The organism is Rahnella sp. P4_A8 (assembly GCF_056402435.1).
The window spans coordinates 59,021-72,851 of the sequence record NZ_JBFUHK010000016.1; the positions used below are offsets into that span (position 1 = coordinate 59,021).

A 13,831-nucleotide genomic window follows, 5' to 3' on the forward strand; every position below is an offset into this window, starting at 1 on the left:
TCTGACTCACAAAAGAAAAAAAATTAAATCTCCTGCTTTGTAAATTTGGGGCGCAAGCCCTCTGCAGACTATTCATAAGGAAAAACGATGACCGTTATTCAGTTTAATCAACGTCAAATGACAACAAGCAAAATTGCTGCCGGGCTGGTTCTGGCAATCAGCACGCTTTCTACTTTTGCCGCCCATGCTGACCAGCTGGCGGATATCAAAAAAGCCGGTGTTGTGAAAGTTGCGACTTTCGATTCCAATCCGCCGTTTGGGTCTGTGGATGCGAAAACGCACGATATTGTCGGCTATGACGTCGATTTCGCCAAAGCGCTGGCGAAAACGCTGGGTGTGAAATTGCAACTGGTACCGACCAATCCGGCCAACCGTATTCCGTTGTTGCAGTCCGGCAAGGCGGATCTGATTGTGGCTGATATCACCATCACCCCGGAACGCGCGAAAGTGATCGACTTCTCCGTGCCTTATTTCGTCACCGGCCAGCAGTTCCTGGTGCCCGCCGGATCGCCGGATAAGCTCGATGCGTATGCTACGGCGCGCATTGGCGCGGTGAAAGGCACCACCGGTGAGCAGGAGTTGCATAATCGCTTCCCGCAATCCCGCGTGCTGTCTTATGACGATATTCCGCTGGCGCTTTCCGCTTTACGTAACGGCAACGTGCAGGCGATTACCCAGGACAGCACCATTCTGGCCGGTCTGCTGGATGGCGCGCCGGACAAGGCGAAATACAAAGTGTTGCCTGAATTGCTGAGCAAGGAAGAGATTGGCGTTGGCGTGAAAAAAGGCGAAACCAACCTGCTGAAAGTGGTCAACGACGAGCTGCTGAATCTGGAGAAAAACGGCCAGGCGGTCAGCATTTATAACGTCTGGTTCGGCCCGCAGACCAAATCTCCTCAGCCGCGTCTGTTCAAAATCGAAGCCAAATAATCTGTTTTATGCAAGGTAAGGCACATGCCGCAAGACACTTACTCAACCGCAGCAACGTCTGCGGTTTTTTCACATTCATCCGCCGGTAAAACCGCTGCCGTCGAATTTCGTCAGGTCAGTAAATCTTTTGGTCCGCATGAAGTGATCCGCAACGTTGATTTGCGTGTGGACAGCGGCGAAGTGGTGGCCGTTTGCGGGCCTTCCGGCTCCGGAAAATCCACCCTGATCCGCCTGATTAATCAGCTTGAATCCGCCTCAGGCGGCGAGATCCTGATCGACAATCTGCCGACGCGAAACCTCAAAGGTGCGGCATTACGCCAGTTGCGCACGCATATCGGTTTCGTGTTTCAGCAGTTCAATCTGTATGCCCATCTCACCGCCGAAGACAACGTCAGTCTGGCGCTGATCAAAGTGCATGGCTGGAAGAAAAGTGAAGCGCGGGAAAAGGCGCGGGCGCTGCTGACGCGTGTCGGGCTGGGGGATAAAGCGCGGCATTATCCCGAGCAGCTATCCGGCGGTCAGCAACAGCGCGTGGCAATTGCCCGGGCGCTGGTCACCGATCCGAACATTATTTTATTTGATGAACCGACTTCAGCGCTCGATCCGGAAATGATCGGCGAAGTGCTGCTGGTGATGCAGGAGCTGGCGAAAAGTGGCATCACCATGATTGTGGTGACGCACGAAATGAGTTTTGCCCGTGAAATCGCCGACCGGGTGATTTTCATGGATGGCGGAGAAATTCTCGAACAGGCGCAGCCGGAAGATTTCTTCCTGCGTCCGCAACATCCGCGCGCGCAGCGGTTTTTGCAGAAAGTATTGTTTCCGCTGCATCCGCAGGCAGGAGCAGAGCGATGATCTGGCATCCTGACTGGGCGGGCGTGCTGAGCGGCCAGCCTTTGCAATGGATTATCTCCGGCTTTCTCACCACGCTGTATGTCAGCCTGGCGGGAAGTCTGATCGCTACGTTACTGACTGTGCTGCTGATTGCGCTGCGCCTGAGTACCTCGCGTATTGCACGCGGCGCGGTGGCGGCGTTCGTCTCTGTTTTCCGTAACACGCCGCTGCTGGTGCAACTGCTGTTCTGGTATTTCGCGGCGTATGGCGCGCTGCCGCAAAGCTGGCGTTTTTACATTGGCGACAATCATCCGTGGGCGACGTTTCCGGGCAACATTGCCTGGCTGACGCCGGAATTTTTGTGTGCGGCCTGGGGGCTGGCGCTGTTCACGGCGGCGTTTCTGGTGGAAGAAGTGCAGGCGGGTCTGAATTCCGTGCCCAAAGGCCAGACTGAAGCGGCGATTTCGCAGGGGTTTAGCCGCAAGACATTGCTGCTTTCCATTCTTTTGCCGCAGGCGCTGACCAATGCGTGGCAGCCAGTCACCGGCCAGTATCTGAATCTGATGAAGCTTTCCTCGCTGGCGACCGGCATCGGTTTTTCGGAACTGACGTATCAGGTCAGTCAGATTGAAAGCTATAACGCACACGCCTTCGAAGGGTTTGCGGTCGGGACATTGCTGTATCTGGCGCTCGGGCTGATCCTCGGCGGGCTGATGACGGCGTTTGGTCCGAAACGTCCGCAGCGCAGGCCGCAGGCGGCAATGACGGAGGAAACCCGCGATGGAATTTGACGGGTCTGTTTTGCAGGATAATTTCACTTATCTGCTGTGGGGAAGACTGGCTGACGGTGAGCCGGGCGGGGTGTTGCTCACATTAATCATGGCGGCATCGGCGGGCGTTCTGGCGTTACTGGCCGGGGTTCTGATGGCGGCACTGGCGTGGCGTTTCGGCGGCTGGACGCGAAAAATTCTGTTTATCTGGGCGTCGTTTATCCGCGGCATTCCGCTGATTTTCGTGATTTTCTGGCTGTATTTCCTGCTGCCGGTGGTGTTTGGCGGATCGATCCCCGGTCCGCTGACGGTGATTCTGGCACTGGCCTGGTTTACCTCGGCGGCGGTGATGCATTCGACGCTGGCGGGTCTGGAAGCCTTGCCGCGCGGGCAAACCGAAGCGGGGATCGCGTCCGGCATGAGCTACGGCAAAGTGTTGTTGTTCGTGCTGTTACCGCAGGCGTGGCCGAATCTGCTGCCGTCCTATCTCGGACTGCTGATCTCACTGGTGAAAGACACATCGCTGGCGTTTATCGTCAACGTGCCGGAACTCACCACGGTGGCCGGACAGGTGAACAACCGGGTGCAAATTTACCCGGCAGAAATCTTCCTGCTGGTCGGGCTGATGTATTACCTGCTGTGTGTGACGCTGGCGTATCTGGCGGGGAGGGTAGTAAGAAAAAACAAAACAGCGTGAACGATTAAACAGTTGTAAGTGAAGGATAAGGATATGGATAACCGGGAGCCGTAAATAACCTCCGGTTATCCAAAATGAGTACAATAAAAATCAGCTCTGTTTTTTTATATCCTTACCCCATAACTTCAACCAAGGCGCAGTTTCAAAGTCTTTGGGGTAATTACTTTTTTCTTCCTCCTCGTCTGCAAATAAGTCGCGGAAATTTTTAACAAATCGTTCTAATGAGCTTAAATCTGGTGTGTAACCTCTATGTGAGTAGTTTAGTATTGGAAGCACACTTCCTTTGCTTTGTTCCATTTGCGCCATAAATGCATGAGCGCTTATATAGCCCGTAAGTTTTTCATCTAATCTGTACCAGCTATTTTTTTCATAGAAGTCAGGGCTAACTGCTTTATTATTGTAAAGATATAACGTGGCATAAGAATTTTTAGCGTTAGTTGAGATCGGAAAATGGGGATCCATGTTGTTCACGATACTGGCTGAATAATGCTTTGCAATATCACGTAATAACCTGGGTTTGACATGCCGGATGAATATTTCATAGGGAATGTAGGCCCACGCTGACCAGAATCCCATTAAAACAGAAAATTCTGCACTTTCCAGAATTTCAATATTGTCTATGACATGCAGGCTGCGTGAATCTGGCATTGAAATTTTTAATAAAAAACCAGAATATTCTTTAACCTTATTGAGCAAGTTTTTATATTCTGTATCAGATATTGCTGCAACTAAATCACAGGTGCTTCCATATTTCAAATCTTCGGAGCCCCATATTATACCGTGCACAGCAGCATACTTCAGTACGTATGAAGGGTCGAATGCAAACGCTGTACGTTGTTCTGCTTCGGCCTGATTGTGTATTGCTGACCACTTTACGGCTTCAACATCGTGGTCCAGTCGTTCGCTTTCCGGCCAATCTTTGAGATGATTTTTGCGGTCATTCATTAAGAGTTTTTCTAACCATTCCGCATTTTTTCGCACTTCAGTTTGAGTCCAGCGAACAAAAGATTCATCTGGTTCAATGATCTTTTGCTGCAATACAACGATCGGTGCGGCTCCTCTATGGCAGTTTCCTTGTAAGCAGGCCGCGGTATTAACATCTTCCTGCAATGCTGTCATGCGCACACGCAGCGCCTTTGTTTGATCTTGACTGTTACACGCAAAATGTTCAAAGCATGATTTTTTTAGCGGATTGCTTATATCATTGAAAATAAACTCTTTGGTTCTTGTATTAGGACAAGCCAGTGTTGTTCCCACTGCTCTTAATGCTTCACGAAAGTCTTGACGCGGTAAATTATGCGTGCCTTTTGCACTTACTACGGCAATTCTTGGACGCATCCAGATATAAAACTGATCTAAATCATCCCTGTCTTTAGGTTTATTATCCGAAAGATAAACTCTTCCTCCGTGGTGCGGTGCTTTAAGCACATCAACTCCAAGACCAGCAGGATATTCTGAGCAAATCCAGGACCAGTTTTCCTGATCCCCGGTTAAAACGATGCGTCTGCGTTGACTACCGTCCAGTAATGCATCAATAACAATAACCAGCGAGGTATCGTTTAAAACGGAATTACCAAAAAAATTAGGTTCAGAAGTATTATCACGATATTTCTTTATTCTTTGACCTATGTTGTTTTGATTACGCAGATTGTTATCCTGATTACTCACCGGAGAAAAATTATCTCGTGAGAGCGCATTCATGGTGTCGAATACATTTGCCGCCTCGGAAAATTGCTCCTCCTCTTGCCATGATTCACCCCGTATAAGCCATTCATGGGGCAGTGATTCATGAGCCAGTAATGTTTCAAGTTCTGAATAGGGGGCGCTATAAAGACGTTTTATCATTTTCCGTGCAGGTGAAATAACGGAAACCGTCACATTGCCATTGGTTTGAAAACGATGTTTATAGCCTTCAAGAGGATAGATAACAGGGATCTTTCTTGTATTAGCTTCATTCTCAAGGCCTTTTGCTTTGGAAACAGCGTCTTGCACTCTTGGTGCAAATAACCAGCTAAGCCTTTCAAAAGCCGGTAAACAGGGCAGCCAGAGTTCGCCGATAGTAATGTCTGTTTTTTTTAGCAGTGAGTGAAATCCCCCCTGATGGTCGTGATCAATGTGGCTTAGAACAACCACATCAAGATCCTCACTTCCGTCTTCTTTTTTATGGTCATTCAGGTGATCGGTTAAAGCTTGAGGCAAAGAGACACCACCGTCATATAACAGGCGAAAGGCGACTTTACCATGATGGTGAAGCTCTACCAGATGACAATCACCATGGCCAACCCCAAAGGTTATAATCTCGAAACTGTCTGCTGGCAATGTGGGTATAATCGAGCTCATCACAATTCCCTATAATTTCAATTATTTACTTGTTTTCATGTATCACAGATATTGTTTACATCAAATGCATAAGTGGTGATTATTAATCGATAATACGCACATTCCGGACTGGAATCCAAAACCCCGCCTGTTTCGGGCGGGGTTTTGGAGCGGAAAGCCACGGTAAAAATGCGTTTATTGTCTTTTGCTGACCGAGGTTAATTCCGTATCCACACTCAGATCCCGGTCAAACCATTTTTCGGAAATCTTCTTCAATGTGCCGTCTGCCCGTAATTCACCGAGTGCGACATCCACTTTTTGTTTCAGCGCTTCTCCGCGCGCATCTTTTCTGAATGGCAGGGCGACCTGTTTCAGGCCAAAGGGTTCTCCGACGATTTTCAGCGGCAGATTTTTACGCTTGATTTGCCCGAGCAGGATCACYTGGCCGGAAACATACGCATCGACTTTTCCCTGCGCCACGCTGTTAACCACCACATCCATACCCTCAAAGGTCACCAACCTGATTTCGTTTTTCGGGTCAAATTCTTTCAGGACTTTGCCATAGTTCGAACCGAGATCGGCGGCGACCGTTTTCCCTTTCATGTCCTGTAAACCGTGAATAGTGGTGTTGTTTTTACTGACTGCCAGTTGCGCCGCAGAGTAATAGTAGGGCGCTGAATAATCATATTTCTTGCGCCGCTCCGGCGTGTCAGCAAAATTGCCCACGGTATCCACTTTGCCGGTTTCCAGAGAGCCAAGAACGCCCACCCAGTCGGAGGTTACCCATTCAACTTTGTAGTGGATCTTGCCGGCGACGGCGTTGAGAATATCCGTGCTGAATCCTTTGATGGTGTCGCCCTCTTTAAAATAGTGCGGATAACCGTCCGGTGTCGCGCCCACCCGCAGAACGGGTTGATCATCCGCTTTGACGGCGGGTTTATCGCAGGCAGTCAGTAAAAGGGGGAGGGATAAAATAGACAGTGTTAACAATCGCATATGAAAATTTCCTGTTTAACCGGCATAGGGTTTGCCGAGATGTTTTTCGAGGCGACGTTGTAACTCACTGAAAATGATGGTCAGCGCCCAGTAGACCAGCGCCACAGCGAAATACGCTTCGAAGAATTTCAGCGACTCTGTGGCCACCATTTTTCCTGCAGCCAGCAGTTCGCTCACGCCTAAGGTGAACGCCAGTGAGGAGTTCTTGATCAGGCCGATATAGACGTTGCCGGTAGCCGGAATCGCATTGCGGCAGGCTTGCGGAAACAGGATACGGCTGGAGGCTTTAAACATGCTCAGCCCGGAGGCCAGAGAGGCTTCCAGTTGCCCTTTATCGACGGAGTCGATAGCGGCACGGAAGATTTCCGCCAGATAGGCAGACGTGTTTAAGCTTAAACCGAGGATCACCGCATTCATGGCACTCAGTGAATTCATCGAAGGGATAATTTGCGGCAGACCAAAATAAATAATCAATAACTGTACCAGTACCGGCGTACCACGAAAGAATGAAATATAAAGATGCGCGAAAGCCGCGGGTATTTTACCGGCCCTGAGTAATAAGGCGAAAATAATGCCCAGAACGGTTGCCAGCAGAATGGAAAGAAATGAAATCAGCAAAGTCACGGGAAGATAGACGAGGATCTGCGGAATAACGCCGAGCATATAAGGGAAATCAAAATTCATTGTGAAAAGTTCCGTTTACGGCCATCAGGTAAAATCATGTAAAAAAGAACGGGTGCGGTTTCCGGAAACGGTCTGGAATATTTTTGCCGGTTCGCCTTGTTCGATAATATGACCGTGCTCCATGAAAAATATCCGGTCAGAAACATTGCGGGCGAACCCCATTTCATGCGTGACGATCATCATGGTTAAGTCGCGACCGGCCAGCCCTTCAATCAGGTTCAGCACTTCACGGCGCATTTCGGGATCCAGAGAAGACGTGGGCTCATCAAATAAAATCACCTGCRGATCAACGGCCATTGCGCGGGCGATACCGACGCGCTGCTGCTGTCCACCGGAAAGAGTGCCGGGATAGGCTGCCGATTTGTGCGCCAGCCCCACCTGCGCCAGCAATTCCTGACCCCGTTCCCGCGCCTGCGCTTTATTCAGTTTTTGGGTAAAACGTAAGATCTCAGTGATATTTTCCAGTGCGGTTTTATTTTTAAACAAATTGTAGTGCTGAAAAACCATGGATGTCTGGCGGCGAAAATCGCCCGTTTGTTTGCGGGTAAGGGTTGCAGCATTAATGTGTTTATCACCAATCTGCATCAGGCCGGAATCCGGCCTGACCAGCAAATTCAGCGAACGTAACAGGGTGGATTTCCCGGAACCCGAAGGGCCAATAATCGATACCACTTCCCCTTTTTTTACAGTGAAATTAATATCCGACAGAGCAGGGAACTGGTTAAATGATTTATTCAATCCGCTGACCGTTATCATGCGTACTCCCGCACAGAAACAAACTGATTCTCCGGCTCACTTAACCCCAGATTCCCCCGCAGGGTCTGTGCCTCATAGTCCGTCCGGTACAATCCCCGCGCCTGCAAAATCGGGATCACACGGTCGGTGAAATCATCAAACGCCGTCGGGGTGCCGCCCCGGACGATAAAACCGTCGGCCGCACCTGAGGTAAACCAATGTTCCAGACCGTCGGCGACATCTTCGGCGGTACCGGAGAAGGTCGGTCGTGGTGTCGCGGCTTCCAGTGCGGCCTGACGCAGGGTTAATCCGCGTTCGCGGGCGTTGCGTTTGATCTCATCTGTGGTGCTGCGGAAGCTGTTTTGCCCCAAATCGCCGATGTCCGGGAATGGTGCATCCGGGTCGTATTGCGCAAAATCGTGATGCTCAAAGTAGCGGCCAAGATAATCCAGCGCGCTTTCCAGCGTCACCAGTTGGGCGGTTTCCTGATATCGACGTTCAGCATCGGCAGGCGACTCACCGATAATCACGCTGATGCCCTGAAAGACGCGGATGTCTTCGGCGGCACGGCCGTTTTCCACCAGCTGACGCTGTACATCGAGACGAAATGCGTGGGCCAGTTCGGGGGTTTCCTGACGGGTGTAAATGGCGTCAGCGGCTTCGGCAGCAAAGGCTTTGCCCTGTTCCGACGCCCCGGCCTGAAAGACGATCGGACGGCCCTGCGGGGAGCGTCCGACGTTCAGCGGCCCCTGCACCGAGTAGTATTTGCCGTGATGATTGAGTGTGTGCAGTTTCTCCGGCACAAAGAACTGGCCGGTGGCTTTGTTGCGCACAAACGCATCTTCTTCCCAGGAATCCCACAGCCCTTTCACCACGCTGACGTATTCACTGGCGATGCGGTAACGCTCGTCATGTTCCGGGTGCTTATCGCGGGAGAAGTTTTTCGCCGAGCCTTCCAGCGGCGAGGTCACCACGTTCCAGCCCGCCCGGCCACCGCTCAGATGATCGAGGCTGGCGAACTGACGCGCGACGGTAAACGGCTCGCTGTAGGAGGTGGATAAGGTGGCGACCAGTCCGATGTTGTGGGTGACCAGCGACAGGGCAGAAAGCAGGGTAATCGGTTCAAAACGGTTGAGGAAATGCGGAATAGATTTCTCAGTAATATAAAGTCCGTCGGCGACAAATAAGAAATCAAATTTAGCCTGTTCAGCTCGTTGCGCTAATTGCTGGCAGAACTGAATATTAATACTGGCATCAGCAACCGCATCCGGATGACGCCATGCAGACATATTTCCGGATGCGCCCTGAATAATGGCACCCAGGCGTATTTGTTTTTTCTGACTCATTGTTTCATCCTTAAGATTATATTATTCAGCCGCCGTTAAACCAGCGTGCGTAATTCAGCGATGGAGCGCACCAGCGGCGCCTGCTCCTGTGCTTCGAATGCCTGCTGGTTGAGAATTTTGCGCAGATAGACCAGTTCGACACCCAGCGGGTTGGTCGCGGTATGAAATGGCTCATAACCCCGTCGCTGATACAACCCGGTCAGCCACGGATGTTTCACCGCCGTTGCCAGATACACCGCCGGTGATTTCAGCGTGTCACGCAAAAACGTCTCTTCCACGTAGCGGATAATTTCATTGCCAAATCCCTGGCCTTTGGCGTGTTCTGCCACCGCAAACCAGTGCACAAACGGCCACGGCGCAAGATGATTTTTTGCCGGTGTCCACAAAAAACGGGTGGTCAGCGTCGCCGTCAGTACGCCGTCGTTTTCCAGCACATAGGTGGTTTCATTGCGGATAACATCCCGCACGTCTTCAACGCTGGCGCGGGTGATGGTGAAATGAATGTTATGTTCCAGCAGCGGCTCGTAAGCCTTTTGCAAAAGGCTGTGCAGCGCCGCTGCTTCAGACTCCTGAGCAAGGCGGATCACGTGGCTCATATCCAGTTCCTGTTGTTCGCAACACATCGTTAACAACGATTATTAAAGTCAGGAACAAAGGATGTAAAACAACAATAGTTGCTATGCAGTTGCGGGAGATGGAATAGGGGATGGGGTGGCCGCCCATACGGGCGTTAACTTCAAAGTCAAAACCGTGGGCGTCGGCCCACACCGACTTGGGGGGCGGCCTGCCGCCGCCCCCCAAGATCCCCCGGGCTCTTTCACTAATACCGCCGGACGAGGTTACAAACCGCGCTGACAATCCGTTTCGTCAGCATGGCGGTGCGGCTCATAACAAATTTTCCTGACGTTCCAGCCAGCGGGCGTGGCTTTTTTCATCGAGAATTTTTTTCATGTACAGCGTGGTGTGTCCTTTGCCGATGTCTCTTTCGAAGACCGRCTGAAAACCCAGTTTCAGGTACATGTCACGCAGCCACGGATGGCTGGTGGCGGTGCCGAGCGAGTAAGCCGGGGCTTTCAGTTCGCGGATCAGAATGTTGTCTTCCAGCCAGTCCAGCAGCTTTTTGCCGAGACGCTGACCGGCGTAATCCGGATGCGTGCCTAACCAGCCAATATGCGGCAGGCCTATGAGCCCCGGCATTGCACCCCATGGGAAGCGCAGGGTGACCGAAGCCACCATCCGCTGGTCATCAAAGAGCGCAAACACTGCATGATCGTTGAGATGTTGTGTCACGCTTGCCAGATCGGCGGTGGCAGCATCAAACTGAATCCCGAGTGCTTTGATTGGCGCATAGGCGTCCAGCATCAGCGCCAGATAATCGTGTTTATCATCCAGCGTCAGCCGCCTGAAATGTTGTGTCATAACCCGGATCCCTCAGAAGAAGTCAGATGACCGGACTGCACGGCAAAGCGGATGACCTCATCAACTTTTTGCGCGGCGCGGCCGGTGTAATGAGCCGGATCTCACCAGTGGTCAAGATCCCGTTCAGTAATATTGGCCGCCAGCACCGGATGTGCAAGCAGAACAGTTTTAAAAGATGGCTGTTTTTCAAACGCCTGCATGGCACAGTCATAAACCAGATGATGTGCAGTTTGTTTACCGGGTTATTGACCGTCAGACCGCAGGATTGCGTTTGTGTGGCATGGTGGTTGATCCGACAGGGGGGGGGCTGGTGGAAAGCCATAACAGCCTGCCCGAGCCTGACGTTAGCCACGGCTGCGATGTGTCGAATTCAGGGAGTTAGCAGGGAGAGGAAGAAAAAGGGCGTCTTTACAACGCCCGGAGATGTTTATGCTATTCGTCTGACGGGGGTTTCTTACCGGGCGTGCGCAACGGACGTTCAACAAATTGCATTGTGCGCTTATCGAAATACCGGCTTGGCCAGATAATCGAAGGCGGCACGCCGATAGCCTGGCTTATCAGCAATTCCCCCTTTGGCCAGGGGCGGGTAAGCGCATTGGCTAATGTGGTTGAACATAAACCCGCAGCGCGTGAAACCGCAGACAAGGTGGTGCCTTTTTTGCGCAGTGCAGCAATGATGTCAGCGGGGTGCCAGTCCTGATTAATCAGGATTTCTCCCTCATGCTGCTGGATGTACGACGTAGGAAACGGCAGGAAAGTCGGACTATGGGGCAGTTTCATAGGTATTCTCCGATGTGATAGTTAACCACCACCGGAGCTGCGAAACTCGTTTGGTGGTGGCTCAGACAAGGTTCGCAGTACCGGTCACATCGGAAGCCGGCCAGCCCGGAGGCTGCCTTGCCTGAGTCACCATAGGATGTACAAATTACAAGCATCTGTATCTGACAGGTGTACGGAGGCAAATACATAATTATTACATATGTATTTCCGATGTGGTATTCAGGCTGCGAAACCTAGCCGCGTATTTTTGACGCGACGAGGCAAATATAACGTAAGGAAGGTTTATAAACCAACTGGATAACGACATAGATGGGAGATGCTTTCCAGAGAAACAGATCTGTTGAAGAGTATTACAGCAGGCTTTTTTATCCGTGAGGACGAAGATAATAAAAGGGCAGGCGCATTGCCGAAAAACCTGTAATACGCCTGCTTAAACACTTTCAATTAGCGTGCCGGACAATCAGCGGGTCGGATGATTGACTTCCACCGGACGCAAATCAAACAGCAAGACTTCTGCCTGGTCGCCGTCCGTGAAGGTGAGTTTATCTTCCTGACGGATACGTGCACCGTCACCGGTTCTGAATTCAATGCCGTTCACTTTGATGCTGCCGCGTGCCACGTGGACATAGGCATAACGGTCAGGGTCAAGGTCGAACGTGGCCTGTTCCGCACCGTCGAAGAAACCCGCGTAAATCTTCATGTCCTGACGCACGCTCAGTGAGCCGTTGTCACCTGTTGGCGAGATAATCAGGCGGAACTGGCCGCGTTTTTCCGCTTCAGGCACAGAGACCTGCTGGTAACCCGGTTTGGTCCCATTTTCAGATGGCACGATCCAGATTTGCAGGAAATGCACCTTTTCGTCACCGGAGTGGTTGAACTCACTGTGCGTCACACCGGAACCGGCGCTCATCAGCTGCACGTCGCCGGGGACAATCACAGAACCGGTGCCCATTGAATCTTTATGCTCCAGCGCGCCTTCCAGCACATAAGAGATAATTTCCATATTGCTGTGCGGGTGCGCCCCAAAGCCGCGCCCCGGTGCAACCTGATCATCGTTGATGACCAGCAGGTCTGAGAAGCCGACCTGTTTTGGATCCCAGTAACTGGCGAAGGAGAAGGTGTGACGTGAATGCAACCAGCCGTGGTCACCCAATCCGCGTTGTTCAGAGAGACGTTGTTCAATCATGATGTGCTCCTCAGTTTGTCAGGGGGGAAGCGCGTTTGCCCTTCCGATGAACAGAGAATACACGTAAACTAATTTGCTCAACAATGCGGTTGTTTGACTATCACTGTCACGTTTTGGTTGACAATAAATGGCGTGAGAATAAAGGGTGCGGATAAGATGCAGACAGAAGATCTTCGTATTTTTATTGCTGTGGTAAAAGCGGGGAGTTTTACCACGGCGGCTGAACAACTGATGCTTTCTAAACAATACGTCAGTCGCCGCATGGCGTCGCTGGAGGCTGGCTTACATGCGCGGCTGCTCAACCGCAATACCCGCAAACTGTCGGTGACCGAGTCCGGCCAGTTGTTCGCGCAACATGCACAGCGCATCCTCGATGATATCGAAGAGGCCGAACGGGCGGTTTCGCCCAGGCGGCAGGCGCTTCAGGGAACGTACCGTATCAGCATTCCGATGTCGTTTGGTATCAGCCACCTTTCGCCGCTGATTGCCGAGTTTTTAGGTCAGCATCCGGCGATTCAGTTTCAGGTAGAACTGGTCGATCGCTATGTGGATCTGGTGGGTGAAGGTTTCGATATCGCGCTGCGCATTGGTAATCTGGCGGATTCCTCGCTGGTGGCGCGGCGGCTTGGCGAACTGAAGCGGGTGATCTGCTGCAGCCCGGAATATCTTCAGCGTAAGGGGACGCCGGAAATGCCGGAGGATTTGCTCAACCATCATTGCCTGCGTTACGGGCGCGAAGGACAGACCGGCTGGGAGCTGGAGCTGGAGGGCAAACGTCGTCTGTTTGATGTGCGCGGGCCAATTGTCAGCAATAACGGCGAAGTGCTGCGCGATGCGGCCGTCGCCGGACTCGGGCTGGTATTACTGCCGGAATTTATCGTCGGACCGGCGCTGCAATATGGCGCACTGGTTCGCGTTCTGGATGCATTTCATCCCGGCTCACTCAGCCTGCATGCCATTTATCCGCAGCACCGTCAGCGCAGCGAAGTCACCCGGGTATTTCTCGATTTTTTACAGGAAAGGCTAAAGGCACAACTGCTGGTATCGGCCTGAGATAAGCACCGCAGAGGTGAGTAGACCTGCGTCACACTTTTTGGGCGATCACACATAAATCCAGTGTTTTGTAGGATTTGCA

The 13,831-nt window shown here is 51.6% G+C and carries 15 protein-coding genes and 1 pseudogene; 6 read left to right on the top strand and 10 right to left on the bottom strand.

Annotated elements, in window-relative coordinates; translation table 11 throughout:
* Positions 1 to 117 precede the first annotated feature (117 nt).
* From AC1DUO_RS11075 to AC1DUO_RS11090, 4 genes are read left to right on the top strand one after another with little or no spacing between them, the layout of a single operon-like run.
* Positions 118 to 930, top strand: coding sequence for an ABC transporter substrate-binding protein (locus AC1DUO_RS11075; protein ID WP_373689692.1), 813 nt, complete (start codon positions 118 to 120; stop codon positions 928 to 930).
* 24 nt (positions 931 to 954) lie between these two features.
* Entirely contained in the window at positions 955 to 1,785 is an 831-nt protein-coding gene (locus AC1DUO_RS11080; RefSeq protein ID WP_013575691.1) for an amino acid ABC transporter ATP-binding protein, read from the top strand.
* The gene (locus AC1DUO_RS11085) at positions 1,782 to 2,555 is read left to right on the top strand and encodes an amino acid ABC transporter permease (protein ID WP_013575690.1); all 774 of its coding nucleotides are present in this window, start codon (positions 1,782 to 1,784) and stop codon (positions 2,553 to 2,555) included. Before AC1DUO_RS11080 ends, AC1DUO_RS11085 begins: the two co-directional genes overlap by 4 nt.
* Complete coding sequence (locus tag AC1DUO_RS11090; RefSeq protein ID WP_112152405.1) at positions 2,545 to 3,231, top strand: amino acid ABC transporter permease; 687 nt, start codon at positions 2,545 to 2,547, stop codon at positions 3,229 to 3,231. The genes AC1DUO_RS11085 and AC1DUO_RS11090 overlap by 11 nt, the downstream gene beginning before the upstream one ends.
* Positions 3,232 to 3,321: 90 nt before the next feature.
* Here AC1DUO_RS11090 and AC1DUO_RS11095 read toward each other — a convergent pair whose 3' ends face one another.
* From AC1DUO_RS11095 to AC1DUO_RS11130, 8 genes and pseudogenes are all read right to left on the bottom strand, one after another.
* Positions 3,322 to 5,571: an MBL fold metallo-hydrolase gene (locus tag AC1DUO_RS11095; RefSeq protein ID WP_477987312.1), complete on the bottom strand. Its 2,250-nt coding sequence runs from the start codon at positions 5,569 to 5,571 to the stop codon at positions 3,322 to 3,324.
* A gap of 174 nt (positions 5,572 to 5,745) precedes the next feature.
* Positions 5,746 to 6,546: an amino acid ABC transporter substrate-binding protein gene (locus AC1DUO_RS11100; RefSeq protein WP_119261697.1), complete on the bottom strand. Its 801-nt coding sequence runs from the start codon at positions 6,544 to 6,546 to the stop codon at positions 5,746 to 5,748.
* Between the two features lie 15 nt (positions 6,547 to 6,561).
* A complete protein-coding gene (locus AC1DUO_RS11105) occupies positions 6,562 to 7,230 on the bottom strand; it encodes an amino acid ABC transporter permease (protein WP_013575686.1) in 669 nt (222 codons plus the stop codon).
* Between the two features lie 24 nt (positions 7,231 to 7,254).
* Positions 7,255 to 7,986 (bottom strand): amino acid ABC transporter ATP-binding protein, encoded by a 732-nt coding sequence (locus AC1DUO_RS11110; RefSeq protein WP_477987313.1) that lies wholly within the window; start codon positions 7,984 to 7,986, stop codon positions 7,255 to 7,257.
* On the bottom strand, positions 7,983 to 9,311 hold the full coding sequence (locus tag AC1DUO_RS11115; protein ID WP_119261695.1) for an LLM class flavin-dependent oxidoreductase: 1,329 nt from the start codon (positions 9,309 to 9,311) through the stop codon (positions 7,983 to 7,985). Before AC1DUO_RS11115 ends, AC1DUO_RS11110 begins: the two co-directional genes overlap by 4 nt.
* A 35-nt stretch (positions 9,312 to 9,346) precedes the next feature.
* Positions 9,347 to 9,907, bottom strand: coding sequence for a GNAT family N-acetyltransferase (locus AC1DUO_RS11120; protein WP_013575683.1), 561 nt, complete (start codon positions 9,905 to 9,907; stop codon positions 9,347 to 9,349).
* Between the two features lie 289 nt (positions 9,908 to 10,196).
* Positions 10,197 to 10,730 carry a GNAT family N-acetyltransferase gene (locus tag AC1DUO_RS11125; RefSeq protein WP_477987317.1) on the bottom strand — a complete coding sequence of 178 codons (534 nt, stop codon included), beginning with the start codon at positions 10,728 to 10,730 and terminating at the stop codon, positions 10,197 to 10,199.
* Positions 10,727 to 10,969: pseudogene (locus AC1DUO_RS11130) on the bottom strand (adenylosuccinate lyase); the annotation flags it as partial. The gene AC1DUO_RS11125 and the pseudogene AC1DUO_RS11130, both read right to left, overlap by 4 nt.
* On the opposite strand from AC1DUO_RS11130, the gene AC1DUO_RS11135 reads away from it, so the two are divergent.
* Entirely contained in the window at positions 10,906 to 11,112 is a 207-nt protein-coding gene (locus AC1DUO_RS11135; protein ID WP_477987319.1) for a hypothetical protein, read from the top strand. The pseudogene AC1DUO_RS11130 and the gene AC1DUO_RS11135 sit on opposite strands and share 64 nt — an antisense overlap.
* Before the next feature lie 50 nt (positions 11,113 to 11,162).
* Here AC1DUO_RS11135 and AC1DUO_RS11140 read toward each other — a convergent pair whose 3' ends face one another.
* Entirely contained in the window at positions 11,163 to 11,438 is a 276-nt protein-coding gene (locus AC1DUO_RS11140; RefSeq protein WP_223509806.1) for a helix-turn-helix domain-containing protein, read from the bottom strand.
* A gap of 532 nt (positions 11,439 to 11,970) precedes the next feature.
* Positions 11,971 to 12,696, bottom strand: a complete 726-nt coding sequence (locus tag AC1DUO_RS11145; RefSeq protein WP_013575680.1) for a pirin family protein — start codon at positions 12,694 to 12,696, stop codon at positions 11,971 to 11,973.
* Positions 12,697 to 12,852: 156 nt separating this feature from the next.
* Here AC1DUO_RS11145 and AC1DUO_RS11150 point away from each other — a divergent pair, with 156 nt between their 5' ends.
* On the top strand, positions 12,853 to 13,749 hold the full coding sequence (locus tag AC1DUO_RS11150; protein WP_119261694.1) for a LysR family transcriptional regulator: 897 nt from the start codon (positions 12,853 to 12,855) through the stop codon (positions 13,747 to 13,749).
* Positions 13,750 to 13,831 lie beyond the last annotated feature (82 nt).

Excerpts from the sequence above, each read along its gene's own strand:
- AC1DUO_RS11105 (WP_013575686.1), bottom strand. The coding sequence starts at position 7,230 with ATGAATTTTGATTTCCCTTATATGCTCGGCGTTATTCCGCAGATCCTC.
- AC1DUO_RS11080 (WP_013575691.1), top strand. The coding sequence starts at position 955 with ATGCCGCAAGACACTTACTCAACCGCAGCAACGTCTGCGGTTTTTTCA.
- AC1DUO_RS11085 (WP_013575690.1), top strand. The coding sequence starts at position 1,782 with ATGATCTGGCATCCTGACTGGGCGGGCGTGCTGAGCGGCCAGCCTTTG.
- AC1DUO_RS11135 (WP_477987319.1), top strand. The coding sequence starts at position 10,906 with ATGGCTGTTTTTCAAACGCCTGCATGGCACAGTCATAAACCAGATGAT.
- AC1DUO_RS11095 (WP_477987312.1), bottom strand. The coding sequence starts at position 5,571 with ATGAGCTCGATTATACCCACATTGCCAGCAGACAGTTTCGAGATTATA.
- AC1DUO_RS11115 (WP_119261695.1), bottom strand. The coding sequence starts at position 9,311 with ATGAGTCAGAAAAAACAAATACGCCTGGGTGCCATTATTCAGGGCGCA.
- AC1DUO_RS11150 (WP_119261694.1), top strand. The coding sequence starts at position 12,853 with ATGCAGACAGAAGATCTTCGTATTTTTATTGCTGTGGTAAAAGCGGGG.
- AC1DUO_RS11145 (WP_013575680.1), bottom strand. The coding sequence starts at position 12,696 with ATGATTGAACAACGTCTCTCTGAACAACGCGGATTGGGTGACCACGGC.
- AC1DUO_RS11075 (WP_373689692.1), top strand. The coding sequence starts at position 118 with ATGACAACAAGCAAAATTGCTGCCGGGCTGGTTCTGGCAATCAGCACG.
- AC1DUO_RS11120 (WP_013575683.1), bottom strand. The coding sequence starts at position 9,907 with ATGAGCCACGTGATCCGCCTTGCTCAGGAGTCTGAAGCAGCGGCGCTG.
- AC1DUO_RS11090 (WP_112152405.1), top strand. The coding sequence starts at position 2,545 with ATGGAATTTGACGGGTCTGTTTTGCAGGATAATTTCACTTATCTGCTG.